This window comes from Streptomyces sp. NPDC028305 (genome assembly GCF_055569495.1).
Genome location: NZ_JBVHTN010000008.1, coordinates 411,780 through 428,568, shown reverse-complemented (window position 1 = coordinate 428,568; position 16,789 = coordinate 411,780). Strand labels below are relative to the sequence as shown.

Here is a 16,789-nt window from a genome sequence, read left to right as displayed (position 1 = left end):
GTGATCCACGGGACGGATTCCCGTGGATCCGCACGGAGGGTGATGGACGAGGTGTTCACGGGCCTCAGGAGCTCTTTCCCGCATAGCCGGAGCCGACCCGCACCTCGTCGATGAGCAGCTTCTGGTAGCGCTTGGTGTCGGTGGCGGCGGCCCAGGTGCTGTTCACGGTGAGCCGGACGTACCGCTTGGTGGTGGCGGGGAGGTCGATGAACTGCACACCGCGGGCGCTGGGGAGGGTGCCGGTCTTGACGGCGCTCCCCCAGTCGGTGCCGTCGCTGGACACCTGGACCTGGTAGTCGCGGATGCGGGCGGACTGCTCGGTGTCCGAGCGGGCGTAACTCACCGACCATTCACGCTGGTTGACGGCCAGATACCGAATGCTCCTGGCGGAGCGCAGATCGAGGGTGAGCGAGACCGGGAGCTCGGTGTTGTTGTCCCAGTAGGTCTGGGGGTTGGCGTCGAGGACGGCGGAGGCCGGGTGTCCGCTCGCCGCGGCGCTCGCGCTCGCGGTCATGGAGTCGGCGGCGATCAGCCCCTGCCTGCCGTCGGTCTCGACCTTGAGGACCGTGTCGTAGGGGTCCCAGTCGGCGATGCCGGTGATGGTGATCTTGCCGCCGCCCTGGCTGAAACTCAAGCGCTCGCCGGTGCGGAAGTCGGTGATCCGCTGGGCCCGGTAGCCGTTGTCCCGCAGCGTCAGCGTGGAGCCGGAGGGCTTGGTCAGGACGTGTACGAAGTGCTGGTCCGGGTCCGCCTTGGAGACCGTGGTCACCCCGCGGGCCCCGTCGTTCCAGGCCCCGGGGGCGAGGCCGCCGTAGCTGTAGCCGCCGCCCTCGGTGCCGTTCAGCGAGCCCCAGATGGCGTCCAGATAGGTCTTGGCGAAGTTGTTGAAGGCTTCCTGTTTGCTCGGGAACCTGCCGTTCACCTGCGCGGTCTCGGCCATCAGCGATTTGACGGAGGACCCGGAGTTGGCGATCAGCCGGCCGAGGGTGAGCCCCTGGTCCACCGAGGAGTCGGTGCCGCTGTACCACCAGGCGCCGCTGCTCGGGAGCTTGAAGCAGGCCTCGGTCAGCCTGGGCTGGGGGCTCCAGATCGCCTGCGGGTAGTCGTAGGCCGGGGTCATGCCGGTCTTCTGCTCGTTGCTGACCGTGTCCATGATCGGCGTGTCTTCGTTGTTGTTGCTCAGCAGCCAGCCCGGGCGGTCCGCGCGGACCTTCTCGTAGAGGCCGTGGTCGATCCAGTAGTCGTTGTCGTTGTCGATCCAGAAGCCGGACAGCTTGGGGTACTTCCGCATGACCTCGACGAAGTTGTCATAGCTGTACTCGCCGAACCCGTCGCGGGTGGTCAGGTCGACATCGCGGCCCTTGTAGGCGGAGTAGCCGGCCGAATCCAGCCATTCATGGCCGCCCTCGTCGTGCCACTGCGGGTCGTCGGTCATATAGAGCAGGACCTTCAGCCCCTGGGCGTCGGCGGCGCTGATCAGCTCGCCCAGGAAGTCCCGCTTGGTGGAGCAGCTGCCGGGGATGTCGGACGGCCAGGCGCGCGCGTACCCCAGGCGGCTGTGGAACGAGGCCAGCACCAGGTACTTGGCGTGCAGCTTCTTGGCCTCGCCGACCCAGTATCCGGCGCTCCAGCCGCCGTCGGTCACCGCCTTCTCCCAGGCGGAGCAGCTGGTGTAGCCCGGCGAGGTGCGCATGCCCCAGTGCAGGAAGAGCCCTGCCTGGGAGTCGCGCAGCCACTGCTGGCGCGCGTGCGTGACCTCGGCCCGCGCGGGCGCGGGACCGGCCATGACGAGGGTGCCGACGGCGAGCAGTAAGGCGGTCAGCCAGGCGCGAAGACGTCCGCGCGGTCTGCGGCCCATGGGGTTCCTTCCCCGAACTGTCGGTGCCGGGCGATGAGGGGTGTGGGGTGAGCATGGTGTTCTGTTGCAGAGTTGCGAGGTGTCAGGGCCTGGTCAATGGGGCGTACGCAAAAAGTCCTCCGATCTCTACCGCTCCACCTGACGATGCATCACACACCAAGTAACACAAACCCGCAGGCAGTTGCGGCAATTCGGGGTCTCGAACATCTCTCACGCCCCTTAAGTCTGCACCAATGCTTGACTCAACAGGACACACCTCCTACCTTCCGCGATACGCCAACACCCCCCGCTCCAACCATGGCAGAGCTGTTGACGGAATAGGAACCTTTCTTTACAGTCCCCCTCAACAGCGATTCACCTCATGCGCCACTCCCCCACCGCGGCCTTTCCATGTCCGGCAAGTTCATGGATATGACCAAAGGTCAGACAGGAGAATCACTGATGGAGCGCAATCCGCTCGGAGGCCGCCGCGCCGCGGTGGCCCTGGCGGCAGCAGGCGCGCTGCTCCTCCCCGCGGTCGCCGCCCACGGCGCGGAACGATCGCCGAACGCACCCGCCGCCTGGAGCCTCAAGTGGAGCCCCGCCTCGGGGGCCAGTGTCGCCGACTCCTTCGAGGGCTCCGAGGACGACCGCGCCGACTCCCACCCCGGGGTCACTCACATCTACCCGAACGGCGGCGGGTTCCGCACCGACATGCACTACCCCAAGGACGTGGACACCAGCACCGACCGCCAGCGCAACGAGGTCCGGGGCATGCGGCAGAACGGCGCCGCAGTGAAGATCCTCAAGGACGAGACCTGGCGGATCCAGTACCAGATGTATGTGCCGGACACGCTGGACGCGACCACCGGCTTCACCCACATCATGCAGATCAAGGTGGGCGACGTGGCCGCGCCGCTGTTCACCATGTCACTCCACCAGCACGACGACGGCCCGAAGGTCGAGATGCGCACCTCGGACGACGCCGAGAACCTGACGGAGGCCGGAGCCGCCGGCATGTCGCCGATCCAGGGCGCGTGGAGCGATGTGTCGGTCGAGGTGAAGGCGTCGGACTCCGGGGCATACGTCGACTGGTCGGTCGTCACCGACGGGAAGACGGTCGCGAAGCACAAGCGCACCGGTCTTGACATGTGGCGCGGTAAGAACTATCTGCGGCCCAAGTGGGGCATCTATCGCAGCCTCAACAGCGGTGGCCTCCAGACGACTTACCTGCTCACCCGCAACTTCAAGGCGTACAAGCTCCAGTAGGAGGAGACGCTCGATGAAGAGCCATCGGAAACTCGTGGTGGCGGCCACCGCCGCCGCACTCGCCGCCGGGCTGCTGGTCGGAACGGCCGGGACGGGCAACGCCTCGTCCGACAGAGCCGACTCGGTGCCGTCGAGCATCAAGACCGTCTCGTCCGGCTGGTCGATCCCCTGGGGGCTCAGCTGGCTGCCCGACGGGTCGGCGCTGATCACCGAGCGCGACTCGTTCAAGGTGTTCAAGCTCACCCAGTCGGGCACCAGGACCCAGGTCGGCTCGGTGCCCAACGTCGTGACCACCAGCGGCGAGGGCGGGTTACTGGGGATCGCGGTGTCCCCCAACTGGAACACCGACCACTACGTCTACCTCATGCACACCGCCTCCGAGGGCAACCGGATCGCCCGGATGACCTTCGACGGCTCCTCGCTGAGCGGATACACCACGCTGGTCAGCGGCATCAAGAAGAACAAGTACCACAACGGCGGACGGCTCAAGTTCGGCCCGGACGGCTATCTGTACGCCACGGCCGGGGACGCGCAGACGTCCGACCTCGCCCAGGACAAGAACTCGCTCAACGGCAAGATCCTTCGGATGACCACGGACGGCAAGCCGGCCCCCGGCAACCCGTTCGGCACCCTCGTCTACTCCTACGGCCACCGCAACCCGCAGGGCCTCACCTGGGACGCGCAAGGGCGGCTGTGGGAGGCCGAGCTCGGCAACAGCACGTACGACGAGCTCAATCTGATCGAGCCGGGCAAGAACTACGGCTGGCCCACCTGCGAGGGCACCTGCTCCACCTCCGGGATGACCAACCCCAAGCGCCAGTGGTCGACCGGTGAGGCCTCGCCCAGCGGTGTCACCTACGCCGACGGCGCGCTCTACATGGCGGCGCTGAGGGGCGAGCGGCTGTGGCGGATACCGGTCGACGGCACGTCCGCGGGCACCCCGCAGGCGTACTACGTCAGTGAGTACGGACGGCAGCGCACGGTCGAGACGGTCCCGGGCAAGAACACCCTGTGGCTGTCCACTACCAACGCCGACAACAACGGCGGCGAGCCGGACGGCGCGGACAAGGTGTTCCAGGTGGAGCTGAAGTAGCCTCCGCCACCGGTGCTGGGGCGCCGTCCCGGTCGCGCTCCGCGGTCCGCCGCGGAGCGCGACCGTGCGGGTGGTCAGTGTGCGAGGCGCTCGTTCATGAGGAGGAAGGCGCCCAGGCCGTGGAGGTCGTTGGTGTTGCGCTTGCGGCCGAAGTAGTAGGCCAGATCGCCGACGTTGGTGCCCTCGCTGATGTCGGCGATGTCGGTCAGCCCGTCCGCGTTGACGCTCACCTTCTCCAGGACGCCCTGGTAGCCGCGGCGCGCGGCGGACACATACGCGCCGCCGGCGATGTATCCGCGCCGCAGGGCCGCGTGCAGCATCAGGGTGTACATGCTGGAGGCGGAGGTCTCGGTCCAGTTGCCCGCCTCGCTCCCCTTGTCCACGACCTGGAACCAGCGGCCGGTGCCCGGGTCCTGATAGCGGACGAACCCCTTCGCCAGGTGTCTGACGTTGGCGATGAGCTGGGCCCGCCGGGGGTGGTTCGCGGGCAGCAGCTCCAGCACCTCGATATGGGTCATCGCGGTCCAGCCGATGGCCCGGGCCCAGTGGTAGGCGGAGGTGCCGGTGGCGGGGTCGGGCGACCAGGGGGCATCGCCGTCGGCGTCGTACGCGTGGTAGAGCAGCCCGTTCGACGCCTTGAGGTGGCTGAAGTACACGGCCAGGTTGCGGGTGACCTCGTCGTAGGCGTAGGTCTCGTCCCCGTACGCGAGCCCGTAGCGCAGCAGGAACGGCTGGGCCATGAAGACGCCGTCCGCCCACAGCTCGTTGGTCTTGCCGGTGGCGTGCCACATGCCGCCGTCGGTGGTGCGCGGATAGGTCGTGATGCGGGTGCGGATCTGGTCGGCGGCGGTGCGGTACCGCGGATCGCCGGTCTCCTTGTGGAGGATCAGCAGCAGGTTGCCGGACTGCATGGCGTCCAGGTTGTCGAAGCTGTGGTTGATGTGGCCGTCCGCGTCCACGTAATAGTCCACCCACCGCTTGATGTACGCGAGGTAGGACGGCTCCTTGACCCGCTGGTACACCCCGTAGGTGCCGTAGAGGAACAGCCCGCGCGTGTAGCCCCAGCCGCCCAGCGACTTCGGGTCCGGGTTGCGGGCGATGGTGGAGTCCACCACGGCCCGGGACCAGTCGGCCGGGGCCGCCTCCGCGGTCGCCCCGAGGAGGAGGCCGCCGGTGATGCCCAGGGTGCTCGCGAGTACGGTCCTGCGTCTGATCACTGGTCTTCTCCCGAGTGTCCGGTGTTCGGTGTCCGGTATCCGTGTTCGCGCCAGGTGATTGTTCTGAGCACGCCAAGAATAGATCTGATATTTGGATGCAGCAATGGGTCAATTGCCAGGAAATGAGACAGATCTGAGGGCACGATTCTCATCGAGAGATCGGACCTCAGCCACCCCAGTAACGCTCGTGGACCCACCCGCGTTAGGCATCGGAGACCCGCACGCACACCGGATGAGCGCACCCTGCGACAGGAGCCGCCCGTGGACACCGAACACCGCGCACAGGCCCGGGCGCGGGCGCGCGAGGAGGCCGGGCGGCTGGCCGCCCAGGGGATCGTCGGCGCGGCCCTGACCTGGGTGGACAACGCGGGCCTCACCCGCGTCAAGGCCGTGCCCACCGCGCGGCTCGAACACGCCGCCGAGTGGGGCGTCGGCATGTCCCCCGTGTTCGACGTCTACCTCGTCGACGACTCCATGACCACCAGCCGGCACGTCGGCGGACCCGACGGCGATCTGCGGCTGTTCCCCGACCTCGACCGGCTCACCCCGCTGGCCGCCCAGCCCCGCTGGGCCTGGGCCCCGGTCGACCGGTACGACGTGAGCGGGCGGGAACACCCCGTGTGCCAGCGCCGGTTCGCCCACCGCATGACCGAGCGCGCCCGGGAGCGCGGCTTCGATGTGCTGATGGGCTTCGAGACCGAGTGGGTCGTCACCACCGCTGACGCGCCGGAGTCGGCGTTGCGCTACCCCACCGCGGGCCCCGCCTACGGGATGACCCGTCTGGTGGACCTCTCCGACTACCTCGCCGACCTGCTCGACGCGCTCCAGGCCCAGGGGCTTGAGGTCCGCCAGCTGCACCCCGAGTACGCGGCGGGGCAGTTCGAGGTGTCCGTGGCGCCCGCCGACCCGGTCGGCGCGGCCGACCTGGCCGTGCTGGTGCGCCAGACCATCCGTGGGGTCAGCGCACAGCACGGCCTGGAGCCGTCCTTCGCCCCCGCGGTCACCCCCGGCGCCGTGGGCAACGGCGGCCATCTGCATCTCAGCCTGTGGCAGGGCGACCGCGATCTGTGCCGGGGCGGGGACGGGCCGTGCGGCATGACGGCGACGAGCGAGGCCTTCCTGGCCGGGGTGTTGCGCGCGCTGCCCGCCCTGCTGGCCGTCGGCGCCCCGTCACCGGCGAGCTATCTGCGGCTGGAGCCCTCCCGCTGGGCCGGGGCGTACCAGTGCTGGGGGCCGGAGAACCGCGAAGCCGCGCTGCGCTTCGTCACCGGCGCACCGGGGGACCCCGGCGGGGCCAACGCCGAGGTCAAGTGTTTCGACCAGGCAGCCAATCCGTATCTGGTGACGGGCGCGGTCATCGCCGCCGGGCTCGCCGGGCTCGACGCCGGGCTGAGCCTGCCCCCGCCGGTGGCCGGCGACCCGGCGCGCCAGGGCCACGAGCGGCGGCTGCCGACCTCGCTGTCCGCCGCCCTGGAACACTTCGACGCCTCGGACACGCTCCGGGAGGCGCTGGGCGACCCGCTCTTCGAGTCCGTCGCCGCCGTGCGCCGCGCCGAGAGCGAGCTGTTCCAGGGGGCGAGCGCGCAGGACATCACCGCGGCCACCCGCCGGAGGTACTGAGCCATGGCCGCCGACCGCGCGGCGCGGCCCCGGCCGCCGCTGGTGGACCACCACTGCCACGGTGTGGTGCGCGGCGAACTGGACAGCGCGGCGTTCGAGGCGTATCTCACCGAGTCGGACGCGCCCGCCGCGCCCGGCACCAGCTACTTCGACACCCAGCTGGGGTTCGCGGTGCGCCGCTGGTGCCCGCCGCTGCTGGGCCTCGCGCCCCACTGCCCGCCCGAGCGCTATCTCGCCCGGCGGCGGGAGCTCGGCGCGGCGGAGGCCACCCGGCGGCTGCTGCGCGCCGCCGGTGTCACCGAGTTCCTGGTGGACACCGGGCTGCCCGGCGATCTGACGAGCCCTCAGGAGCTGGCCGAGGCCGCCGGGGGCGCGGCCCGCGAGATCGTACGGCTGGAACACCTGGCCGAGCGGGTCGCGGACACCTCACGGACCGCCGACTCCTTCCTCGCCGCGCTCGGCGACGCGGTGCGCGCGGCCGCGCGCACCGCCGCCGGGTTCAAGTCGGTGGCCGGCTACCGCTACGGGCTGGACCTCGACCCCACGCCGCCCGCCCCCGCCCCGCTGCGCGCGGCGGCGGACCGCTGGCTGGCCGCCCGCGCCTCGGGCGACCCGGCCGCCGCGCGGGTCGCGGACCCGGTGCTGCTGCGGCATCTGCTGTGGTCGGCGGCGCACACCGCGCTGCCGCTACAGCTGCACACCGGGTTCGGCGACCCCGATCTGCGGCTGGACCGCTGCGACCCGCTGCTGCTCACCGACTTCATCCGCGCCGTGCGCCCCACCGGATGTGCGCTGATCCTGCTGCACGGCTATCCGTACCACCGGGGCGCCGCCTATCTGGCCGCGGTCTTCCCGCATGTCTACGCCGATGTGGGGCTGGCCCTGACGCACACCGGGGCGCGGGCCGGGGCCGTGCTGGCCGAGGTGCTCGAGGTGGCGCCCTTCGGCAAGGTGCTCTTCTCCACCGACGCCTACGGGCTGCCCGAGCTGTATGTGGTCGGGGCGCGGCTCTTTCAGGAAGCCCTGGACGGACTGCTCGCCCGCTGGGTCCGCGACGGCGCCTGGGGCGCCGCGGACGCGGAGCGGGTGGCGGCCCTGGTGGCCGCGGACAACGCCCGCCGAGTCTACTGCCTGAACAACACGATCACCGGCGATACCTAGAGTCGGCCGGAAAATCATCTGTCACCAGCGCGCCCGGCGCCGCTTTTCGCCACGATGGAGCCATGGACGAAGAGCACTTCCTGGAGCGCGCCAAGCAGTTCGCCTACCGGCTGGCCGAGCTCCGGAACCGTCTGGACCCCGACTCGTACGACCTCCTCCTGCGCATCCTCCGGGGCATCAACGACGCCATCCTGCACCGCACCGACGGCATAGAGGTGCCGTTCTCCCCTCGGGACCAGGACCGGTTCACCCCCGCCTTCGGACAGGAGCTCGCCGAGCTGACCAGCCTGCTCGGGCCGCACGGCCTGCGGCTGGTCGTGGACTTCGGGGCCGAGCGGGAGCGCGACCGGCTGGAGGTGGAGGCCATCGCGCGGGTGAGCGGCATGGACCCCGGGCGATCGTGACACGAGCCGCACGCGGCTGGGCAGTACCGTTCGTCCGGTACGGACCGGCCGTACGGCCACCACCTGGACCAGCCACTACGCGGAGGAGAAACGCATGCGGATCGCCGGCGCGACCGTCCTGCTCACCGGAGCGACCGGAGGCCTCGGGCAGTCACTGGCCCGAGCCTTCGCTGCCAGGGGCGCAAAGCTGCTGCTCACCGGCCGCCGCGAGGACGTGCTGCGGCCACTGGCCGACCGGCTGGGCGCCCGTGCCGTCGTCGCCGACCTGGCCGAACGGGACCAGCTGGAGCGGCTCATCGACGAGGCCGCGGAGACCGACATCCTCATCGCCAACGCGGCCCTCCAGTCCAGCGGCAAGGTGCTCGGATACGCCCCCGAGCAGCTCGACCGGGCCCTGGAGGTCAATCTGCACGCCCCGCTCCAGCTGGCCAGGGCGCTGGCCCCGCGGATGGTGGCGGCGGGTTCCGGTCATATCGTGATGATCGGCTCGCTGTCGGGCCGTACCGCCTCCCCCGGGGCGGCGCTCTACAACGCCACCAAGTTCGGGCTGCGCGGCTTCGCGCTCGGGCTGCGCCAGGATCTGCACGGCACCGGGGTGGGGGTCTCCGTGGTGCAGCCGGGATTCGTGCGCGACACCGGGATGTTCGCGGACTCCGGCGCCACCACGCCGCCCGGCGTCCGTACGGTCTCGGCCCGCCAGGTGGCGGTGGCCACCCTGCGCGCCGTCGAGCGGGACCGCGCCGAGGTGAACATCGCCCCGCTCGAACTGCGCCTGGGCAGCGCACTCGGCGGGCTCTTCCCGAGCCTGGCGGCGGTGGCGCAGCGCGGGGCGGGGGCCGACCGGACGGCACGTCAGCTGTCGGAGGGCCAACGGCACAACCGCTGAACCGCGGACCCGGGTGGTGTCCGGCCGATCCTTCCCCTGCCCGCAGGCGTCAAGGTCCGCCGGTCACCTCCTTCGCGGCAACGCGCTTTCCTGGCAAGGGACTTCGCCGTACTCCCCTGGGCGCGGCGCCCGTGCTAGGGTCCTGGCGACCCTGGCCGGACAACGTTGTCAACGGAGGTCCCCCTTGAGACCACTGGTCGGTCGGATGCGTACCCGCGCGGCGAGAGCGGTCACCTCGGTGGCGGCGGCCGTGCTGCTCCTCGGCGGGCTGCTCGGCCCGCCGGGCGCGGCCGCGGCCCCGGCGGCCGAGCCCGCCTCACTCGTGAACCCGTTCGTGGGCACGCAGAACTTCGGCAACACCTTCCCCGGCGCGAGCGCGCCCTTCGGCATGGTCCAGGTCAGCCCGGACACCGGCGGTCAGGGCGGCTACGACTACGCGCAGAACACCATCTACGGCTTCAGCCAGACCCATCTGTCCGGCGTCGGCTGCGGCGTGGCGGGAGAGCTGCCACTGATGCCCACCACCGGCCCGGTCACCGACGTGAACCCCGAGCACTACCGCTCCGGCTACTCCCACGACGACGAGGAGGCCACGCCGGGCTACTACCGGGTGGGGCTCACCAGCTACGGCGTCGACGCCGAGCTGACCGCCACCGAGCGCACCGGCTGGCAGCGCTACACCTTCCCCGCCACCGGCGCGGCCAACATCCTGTTCAACACCGGCAAGGCCAACCAGAAGGTGTTCGACTCCGAGGTGCGCGTGGTCGGCGACCGCACCGTCGAGGGACGGGTGCGCGCGGGGAACTTCTGCGCGGGCAAGGACGAGCACACCGTCTACTTCACCGCCACCTTCGACCGGCCCTTCGCCTCGTACGGCACCTGGCGCGGCACCACCGCCACCACCGGTTCCCGGGAGGCGGCCGGGGAGGGCGGCAACGGCGCCTGGGCCACCTTCGACGCGACCGCCGACCGGGACGTCGTGGTCAAGGTCGGCCTGTCGTACACCGGCCTGGACGGCGCCCGGAAGAACCTGGCGGCGGAGACCGGCGACAGTTACGACTTCGACGCCACGCGGGCGAAGCTGCGCGACACCTGGGAGCGGCAGCTGGACTCGGTGCGGATCGGCGGTGGCACCCGGGACCGGCAGAGCGCCTTCTACACCGCGCTCTACCACGCCCAGCTGCACCCGAACCTGGCCGGCGACGTGGACGGCCGCTACACCGGCTTCGACGGCCGGACGCACACCGCCACCGGCTACACGCCGTACCAGAACTTCTCGCTGTGGGACACCTACCGGCCGCAGAACCAGTTGCTGGAGCTGCTCCAGCCGCGGGTCGCACGCGATGTGGCGCTGTCGGTCGTCGGGATCGGCCGGGACGGCGGCTGGCTGCCGAGGTGGGCGCTCGCCGAGAGCGAGACCAACATCATGACCGGGGACCCGGTGACCCCCTTCCTGGTCGAGGCGTGGTCCAAGGGGCTGCTGGCCGGGCACGAGGAGGAGGCGTACGCGCTGCTGAAGCGCAACGCGACCACCACCCCGCCCGCCGACTCCCCCTACAACGGGCGCTCGGGCGTGGATTACTACCGCAGGCTCGGCTATGTCCCGTCGGGGCTGAAGCTCGGCGAGGACTGCGCCCACAAGGGCGGCGACAACGACTGCGTCCACCCCGCCTCGGCGACCCTGGAGTACTCCGCGGCCGACGCGGCGCTCGCGCTGATGGCGCGCGGGCTCGGACACCGCGCCGACGCCCGGATGTTCGCCGAGCGCGGCCAGTGGTACCGGAAGCTGTGGGACGCCTCGATCGCGCAGTTCCGGCCGCGCACGGCGGACGGCGCCTGGGTCACGCCGTACGACCCGGTGGAGGCCGGCCGCCAGTTCCATGAGGGCGGCGCCTATCAGTACCAGTGGCTGGTGCCGCAGGACCCGGCCGGGCTGGTCGGGCTGATGGGCGGGCGGCGCGCCACCGAGCGGCGCCTGGACTCCTTCTTCGCCTACGACAAGCTGCTCACCGACCCGGCGGGCACCGCGCGCCGGGACTGGATCTCGGCCCCGTACGACTACTACGGCAAGCCGACCTACAATCCGAACAACGAGCCGGATCTGCACGCCCCGTACATGTATCTGTGGGCGGGCGCTCCCGCGAAGACCGCGACCGTGGTGCGGGCGGCGATGACCCTGTTCACCACCGGGCCGGACGGCATGACGGGCAATGACGACCTGGGCACCATGTCGGCCTGGTACGTCTTCTCCTCGCTCGGCCTCTACCCGACCATGAGCGGCGGCGACTTCCTGGCCGTCTCCAGCCCGCAGTTCGAGTCGGCGATCGTGCGCATCGGCCGCTACGGCACCCGGCAGGGCGGCACGCTGACCGTCACCGCGCCCGGCGCGAGCGACGAGCGGCGCTATGTGTGCGGCGTGTCGCTCGACGGACGGGAGCTGCCGCGGACCTGGCTGCCGTGGTCCACGGTCGCCCACGGCGGCTCGCTCGCCCATCGGCTGGGCACCGAGCCGGGCTCCTGGGGCACCGGGCCGGGCGCCGAACCGCCCTCGGTGGGAGGGGCCGGTCGGCGGGGGCCGGACGTGGTGTAGGTTCTACCGCCCCCCACCATGTGCGTCTGAGCGAGGGAGCGGGTCCATGCGTGCTGTGGTGTTCGATGCCTTCGGGCAACGGCCCGAGGTCCGAGAGGTCGAGGACCCGGCTCCCTCGCGGCGCGGCGCGGTCATCCGGGTCGAGGCGACCGGGCTGTGCCGCAGCGACTGGCACGGCTGGATGGGGCACGACCCCGGCATCCGACTGCCGCACGTACCCGGCCATGAGCTGGCGGGCGTGGTCGAGGAGGTGGGGTCCGAGGTGCTGAACTGGCGCCCCGGGCAGCGCATCACCGTGCCGTTCGTCTGCGCCTGCGGGCGCTGCGCCGCCTGCGCGGACGGTGCGCAGCAGGTGTGCGAGCGGCAGACGCAGCCGGGCTTCACCCACTGGGGCTCCTTCGCGGAGTACGTGGCGATCGAGAACGCGGATGTGAACCTGGTGGGCATCCGCGGCGAACTGGCCTTCACCACGGCGGCCGGTCTCGGCTGTCGCTTCGCGACGGCCTTCCGCGCCGTGGTGGCGCAGGGCCGGGTGGCCCCGGGCGAGTGGGTCGCGGTGCACGGGTGCGGCGGGGTGGGGCTGTCCGCCGTCATGATCGCGTCCGCGGCGGGGGCGCGGGTGGTCGCGGTGGACATCTCGCCGCGGGCCCTGGCCCTGGCCCGGCGGTTCGGCGCGGAGGTGTGCGTGGACGCGGCCTCGACGCTGGGGTCCGTGGCGGACGCGGTCGCGGACGCGACCGGCGGGGGCGCCCATGTGTCGCTGGACGCGCTGGGCTCCCCGCGGACCTGCGCGGCGTCCGTGAACAGCCTGCGGCGGCACGGGCGCCATGTCCAGGTCGGCCTGCTGCCGCCGGCCGCCGGGAGCCCGATGCTGCCGATGGACCGGGTCATCGCGCTCGAACTGCGGCTGCTGGGCAGCCATGGCATGGCCGCCCACGCGTACGGGCCGATGATGGAGATGGTGGAGGCCGGGACACTGCGGCCGGACCTGCTGGTCACCGACACCATCGGCCTGGACGAGGTGCCCGAGGCCCTGATGGCGATGGGGGCGGCGGGCGGCGCCGGGGTCACGGTCATCGAGCCCCGGCGCCCCCCGACGGCCGCCCGGCGGTGACGATCACGCCGCTCAGCCCGGGATCCGTACCGTGTCGCCGGTGATCCTGACCCGGTCCCCGGCGGCCGGGCGGTCCGCGATGTCCGGGACGTCGGCGGGCGTCAGGTCCGGGGCGTGGCCCGGCTCGCCGCCCCGGGGAACGGTGCGCACGACCTGGCTGGGCGGCAGCTTCCCGCGCCCGTCCAGCCGCTGCCACATCAGGTCAAGGGCCTGTTGGTAGTAGTAACCCAACGGGACATAGCGGTTGTCGAAGCCGGGTGCCGTGGAGTCGAAGTGGTGGGCGTTGGTGACCTCGACATACGAGACGGTGCCCCGCCCCTGCCCGGCACGGGAGTTGAGCCCCAGATAGGGCCTGGAGCTGTGGTTGACCGGGACCCGGGCGTCGTCGCGGCCGTGCACGATCAGCGTGGGCTTGCCGTGCAGATCGCCGGTGCGCCGGGTGGCGTCCAGCCCGTCGGCCAGCCGCTCCGCCCACTGGCGCTCGGCCCCCGCGCGGGAGAAGGCCAGCCGGTAGACGCAAGTCTCGCCGCGCAGGTTGTAGTCGTGGCGGCCGTCGGGGCCCTGCGACTTGGCGTCGGCGACGGGCCCGCCCGGCGCGTTCTCGTCGATCAGCACCCCGGGCGCCGGGGCCCGGCCGGAGCTGGTGCCGAAGGCGGCGGCCAGTTCGGCGGTGCGGTACGGCACCGGGGTGCCCGAGGCGTCGGTGCGGGCCCAGCCGTAGCCGCACAGGGAGTCGGCGACCGAGGCCCGGGCGTAGCTCATGGCGTACGAGGCGGGCGTCTGCGGGTCGTAGTGCGCGAGTTGGAGATAGCCGGACTGCGGCTGGTATCCGGCGCGTACCAGGGCCTCCTGGGCGAGCCGGGGCAGCCCGTCAGGACCCGCCCGCTCCGCGTCGCGCCGGGAGATCAGCCGGGGGTCGTCGCCGACGAGGGCCGCGCAGCGGCGGCGGGCGGCCGCGGTGTCCAGCGAGGCGTAGCCGGGCGCGGTGGGCTCGGCGAGCGCGGCGCACGGCTGGAGCAGCGAGGCGAGGGAGTTGTAGCGGATCAGCGGCATTCCGGCGGCGGGCACCGCGCGCCCGCCCTGGCTGACCCGGATCCCGTCGAGCGGCGCGAGGTTCATCTGCGGCTCGGAGGCGACGACCGCGTCGATCAGCCCCCGTCGGTCGTCCTCTCCGGCGGCGACGGCCGCTCCGCCGCCGTTGGAGACGCCGGTGGCGATGACGGTGGTGGTGGCGGGCGTGTAGCCGCCGCGGGGCGCGCCCTCGCGCCGGTCGCGGCCGAGCAGGGCGAGGGCCAGCTCCACCGAGCGCAGCACATCGCGTCCCCAGGTGGCCTGCGGGTTGGTCTTGGCGTGCGCCATCTTGTACGCGACGCGGTAGGGGCGCTCGGCGTCGAACCGGGCCCGCTCGGCGTCGCTCAGCCCGGCGTCGAACGCGGCGCGGTCCCCCGTCGCGGCGCGGGGGCCGGTCGTGCCGTCGTGGGCCATGACGGTGCCGGAGTGCAGATCGTCGAAGGCCGGGCCCATACCCTTGTCGGTGTAGGCGACGGCGCAGCGGCGGTGCAGCCCCCAGGCCCCGGCGGTGCCGGCCATGTTGTAGACGCCGCCCAGGCCGGAGGCGGGCGCGGCGACGACGCAGGGGCGGGCCCGGTCGAAGTCGTCGGGGACCTGGACGACGAAGCCGACGCTGTGCGAGCCGCTGCCCGCGACCGCGCGGTACTCGACGCCCGCGATCTTGCCGTCGCCGGGGACCGGCCGGCCGCGGTCCACATTGGGCCCGTACAGCCGCCCCAGGCCGCCGCCGGTCCCGGCGGACAGCCCGGCGGAGGCCCAGATGGCCTGGCGGCGCAGCTCGGCGGCGGTGGGCCGGTCGGGGTCGGCCGGGGCGGGGGCGCGCAGCCCGGAGAAGCCGAGCCCGGCGGTGAGCAGGTCGTCGCTCGCGCCGTCGTACCGTACGGAGCTCAGCGCGGTGATGTAGGCGGGGATGGGGGTGCCGGGGGCGGGGGCGGCCGTGGCCGTGGCCGCCGGGACGAGGGCGGCGGTGAGCGCCGCGGCCAGCAGGGGCGGGAGCGCGGCCGAGCGGCGCGGGGCCGGCCGTCGTACGGACTTGGGCACGTCGTCTCCTGGGAGTCGTCTCCTGCGCGTTGTTTCCTGGGGTGGTGTCACAGCCTGGGGTGGTGTCACAGCCTGGGGTGGTGTCACAGCCTGGGGTGGTGTCACAGCGGCAGGGCGCCGGTCAGCAGGGCGGCGGCGGTCATCACGAGCGTGGTGCCGAACGCCCAGCGGAAGATGAACCGCTGGTGCTCCCCGAGCTGTACGCCGCTCATGCCGACCAGGATGAAGGTGGCGGCGGTGAGCGGGCTGAGCGGGAAGCCGGTGGTCATCTGGCCGAGGACGGCGGCGCGGGCGACCTCGGCCGGGTCGGTGCCGAAGGAGTCGGCGGTGCCGGCCAGCACCGGCAGGATGCCGAAGTAGTAGGCATCGGGGGTGAAGACGAGGCTCAGCGGCATGCTGGTCACCGCGACCAGCACGGGCAGATGGCCGCCGAGGGAGTCGGGGATCACCTCGACCATGGCGTGGGCCATCTTCTCGATCATTCCGGTGCCGGTGAGGATGCCGGTGAACACCCCCGCGGCGAAGATCATGGTGGTGACCAGCACCACGCTGTTGCCGTGCTTCTCCAGCAGGGCCTGCTGCTCCTCCCAGCCGGGGTGGTTGACCAGCAGCGCGATCACGAAGGCGAGGACGAACAGCACCGGCAGCGGCATGACTTCGAGCACCAGGCAGACCAGCAGGGTGACGGTGAGCAGCAGATTGAAGACCGTCAGCGCGGTGCCGGCCCGCGCGGCCACCAGGGGCGTGCCGGGGCCGTCGCCCACCGCCACCTCCTCGCTCGGCTCGGCGATCGTGCCGAGCCGGGCGCGCTCGCGGCGGCCGATGAAGTACGCGGCCAGCAGCACCCACGCGATGCCCGCGGCGAGGGCGGGCAGCAGCGGGGTGATCACATCGGAGGTGTCCAGCTTCAGCGCGGCGGCCGCCCGCGCCGTGGGGCCGCCCCACGGCACCATGTTCATCACGCCCGCGCCCAGGGCGACCACCCCGGCGAGCACCAGCCGGCTCATGCCCAGCCGCCGGTAGACGGGCAGCAGCGCGGAGATGGTGATGAGGAAGGTGGACGCGCCGTCCCCGTCGAGCGCCACACAGATCGTCAGGACCGCGGTGCCCACGGTGACGCGGAGGGGGTCTCTGCGGGCGATGCGCAGAATGCCGCGGATCAGCGGCTCGAAGAGGCCCGCGTCGATCATCAGGCTGAAGTAGAGCACCGCGAAGGCGATCATGATGCCGGTGGGGGCAACCTTGGACAGCCCGTCCAGCGCCATCGGGCCCAGGTCGTCCCCGTATCCACCGATGACCGCGGTGACCACCGGGGTGAGGACCAGGGCGACCAGCACCGAGACCCGTTTGGTCATGGTGAGCAGCAGGAAGCCGCCGATCGTGCAGAAGCCCAGTGCTGCCAGCATGGCCGCTCGCTTTCTTTCCTCGGATGTTGCCGATGAGTTTCCGAGCGGCGAAAGATCCGCGTCCAGCATCGAACACAGAT

The 16,789-nt window shown here is 71.8% G+C and carries 12 protein-coding genes; 8 read left to right on the top strand and 4 right to left on the bottom strand.

From position 1 onward, the window contains the following. Nucleotides 1-64 precede the first annotated feature (64 nt). The gene (locus ACZ4WQ_RS35185; protein WP_468022700.1) at nt 65-1,858 is read right to left on the bottom strand and encodes a discoidin domain-containing protein; all 1,794 of its coding nucleotides are present in this window, start codon (nt 1,856-1,858) and stop codon (nt 65-67) included. A 441-nt stretch (nt 1,859-2,299) separates the two neighbouring features. Here ACZ4WQ_RS35185 and ACZ4WQ_RS35180 point away from each other — a divergent pair, with 441 nt between their 5' ends. Further along, nucleotides 2,300-3,106 (top strand): hypothetical protein, encoded by an 807-nt coding sequence (locus ACZ4WQ_RS35180; RefSeq protein ID WP_311726878.1) that lies wholly within the window; start codon nt 2,300-2,302, stop codon nt 3,104-3,106. Nucleotides 3,107-3,119: 13 nt separating this feature from the next. Continuing rightward, nucleotides 3,120-4,199, top strand: a complete 1,080-nt coding sequence (locus ACZ4WQ_RS35175) for a PQQ-dependent sugar dehydrogenase (RefSeq protein WP_311726880.1) — start codon at nt 3,120-3,122, stop codon at nt 4,197-4,199. A 74-nt stretch (nt 4,200-4,273) separates the two neighbouring features. Here the strand turns inward: ACZ4WQ_RS35175 and ACZ4WQ_RS35170 are convergent, their stop codons facing one another. Further along, the gene (locus ACZ4WQ_RS35170) at nt 4,274-5,416 is read right to left on the bottom strand and encodes a glycoside hydrolase family 88/105 protein (RefSeq protein WP_361185263.1); all 1,143 of its coding nucleotides are present in this window, start codon (nt 5,414-5,416) and stop codon (nt 4,274-4,276) included. 261 nt (nt 5,417-5,677) lie between these two features. Between ACZ4WQ_RS35170 and ACZ4WQ_RS35165 the strand changes: the two genes are divergently transcribed. The 6 genes from ACZ4WQ_RS35165 to ACZ4WQ_RS35140 all read left to right on the top strand — a co-directional run bounded on the left by ACZ4WQ_RS35165 (nt 5,678) and on the right by ACZ4WQ_RS35140 (nt 13,191). Further along, entirely contained in the window at nt 5,678-7,036 is a 1,359-nt protein-coding gene (locus tag ACZ4WQ_RS35165) for a glutamine synthetase (protein ID WP_398376325.1), read from the top strand. Nucleotides 7,037-7,039: 3 nt separating this feature from the next. Further along, on the top strand, nt 7,040-8,197 hold the full coding sequence (locus ACZ4WQ_RS35160; RefSeq protein WP_361185266.1) for an amidohydrolase family protein: 1,158 nt from the start codon (nt 7,040-7,042) through the stop codon (nt 8,195-8,197). A 62-nt stretch (nt 8,198-8,259) separates the two neighbouring features. Then, nucleotides 8,260-8,601: a hypothetical protein gene (locus ACZ4WQ_RS35155; RefSeq protein WP_311726885.1), complete on the top strand. Its 342-nt coding sequence runs from the start codon at nt 8,260-8,262 to the stop codon at nt 8,599-8,601. A gap of 94 nt (nt 8,602-8,695) precedes the next feature. Further along, nucleotides 8,696-9,487, top strand: coding sequence for an SDR family NAD(P)-dependent oxidoreductase (locus ACZ4WQ_RS35150; RefSeq protein ID WP_311726886.1), 792 nt, complete (start codon nt 8,696-8,698; stop codon nt 9,485-9,487). Between the two features lie 205 nt (nt 9,488-9,692). Then, nucleotides 9,693-12,077 (top strand): GH92 family glycosyl hydrolase, encoded by a 2,385-nt coding sequence (locus ACZ4WQ_RS35145; protein WP_398376474.1) that lies wholly within the window; start codon nt 9,693-9,695, stop codon nt 12,075-12,077. Between the two features lie 46 nt (nt 12,078-12,123). Continuing rightward, entirely contained in the window at nt 12,124-13,191 is a 1,068-nt protein-coding gene (locus ACZ4WQ_RS35140) for a zinc-dependent alcohol dehydrogenase family protein (protein ID WP_352130856.1), read from the top strand. A 12-nt stretch (nt 13,192-13,203) separates the two neighbouring features. On the opposite strand, the gene ACZ4WQ_RS35135 is transcribed toward ACZ4WQ_RS35140, so the two are convergent. Further along, nucleotides 13,204-15,303 carry a 3-hydroxybutyrate oligomer hydrolase family protein gene (locus ACZ4WQ_RS35135; RefSeq protein ID WP_398376324.1) on the bottom strand — a complete coding sequence of 700 codons (2,100 nt, stop codon included), beginning with the start codon at nt 15,301-15,303 and terminating at the stop codon, nt 13,204-13,206. Between the two features lie 101 nt (nt 15,304-15,404). Beyond that, nucleotides 15,405-16,709, bottom strand: coding sequence for a CitMHS family transporter (locus ACZ4WQ_RS35130; RefSeq protein ID WP_398376323.1), 1,305 nt, complete (start codon nt 16,707-16,709; stop codon nt 15,405-15,407). Between the last annotated feature and the right edge of the window lie 80 nt (nt 16,710-16,789).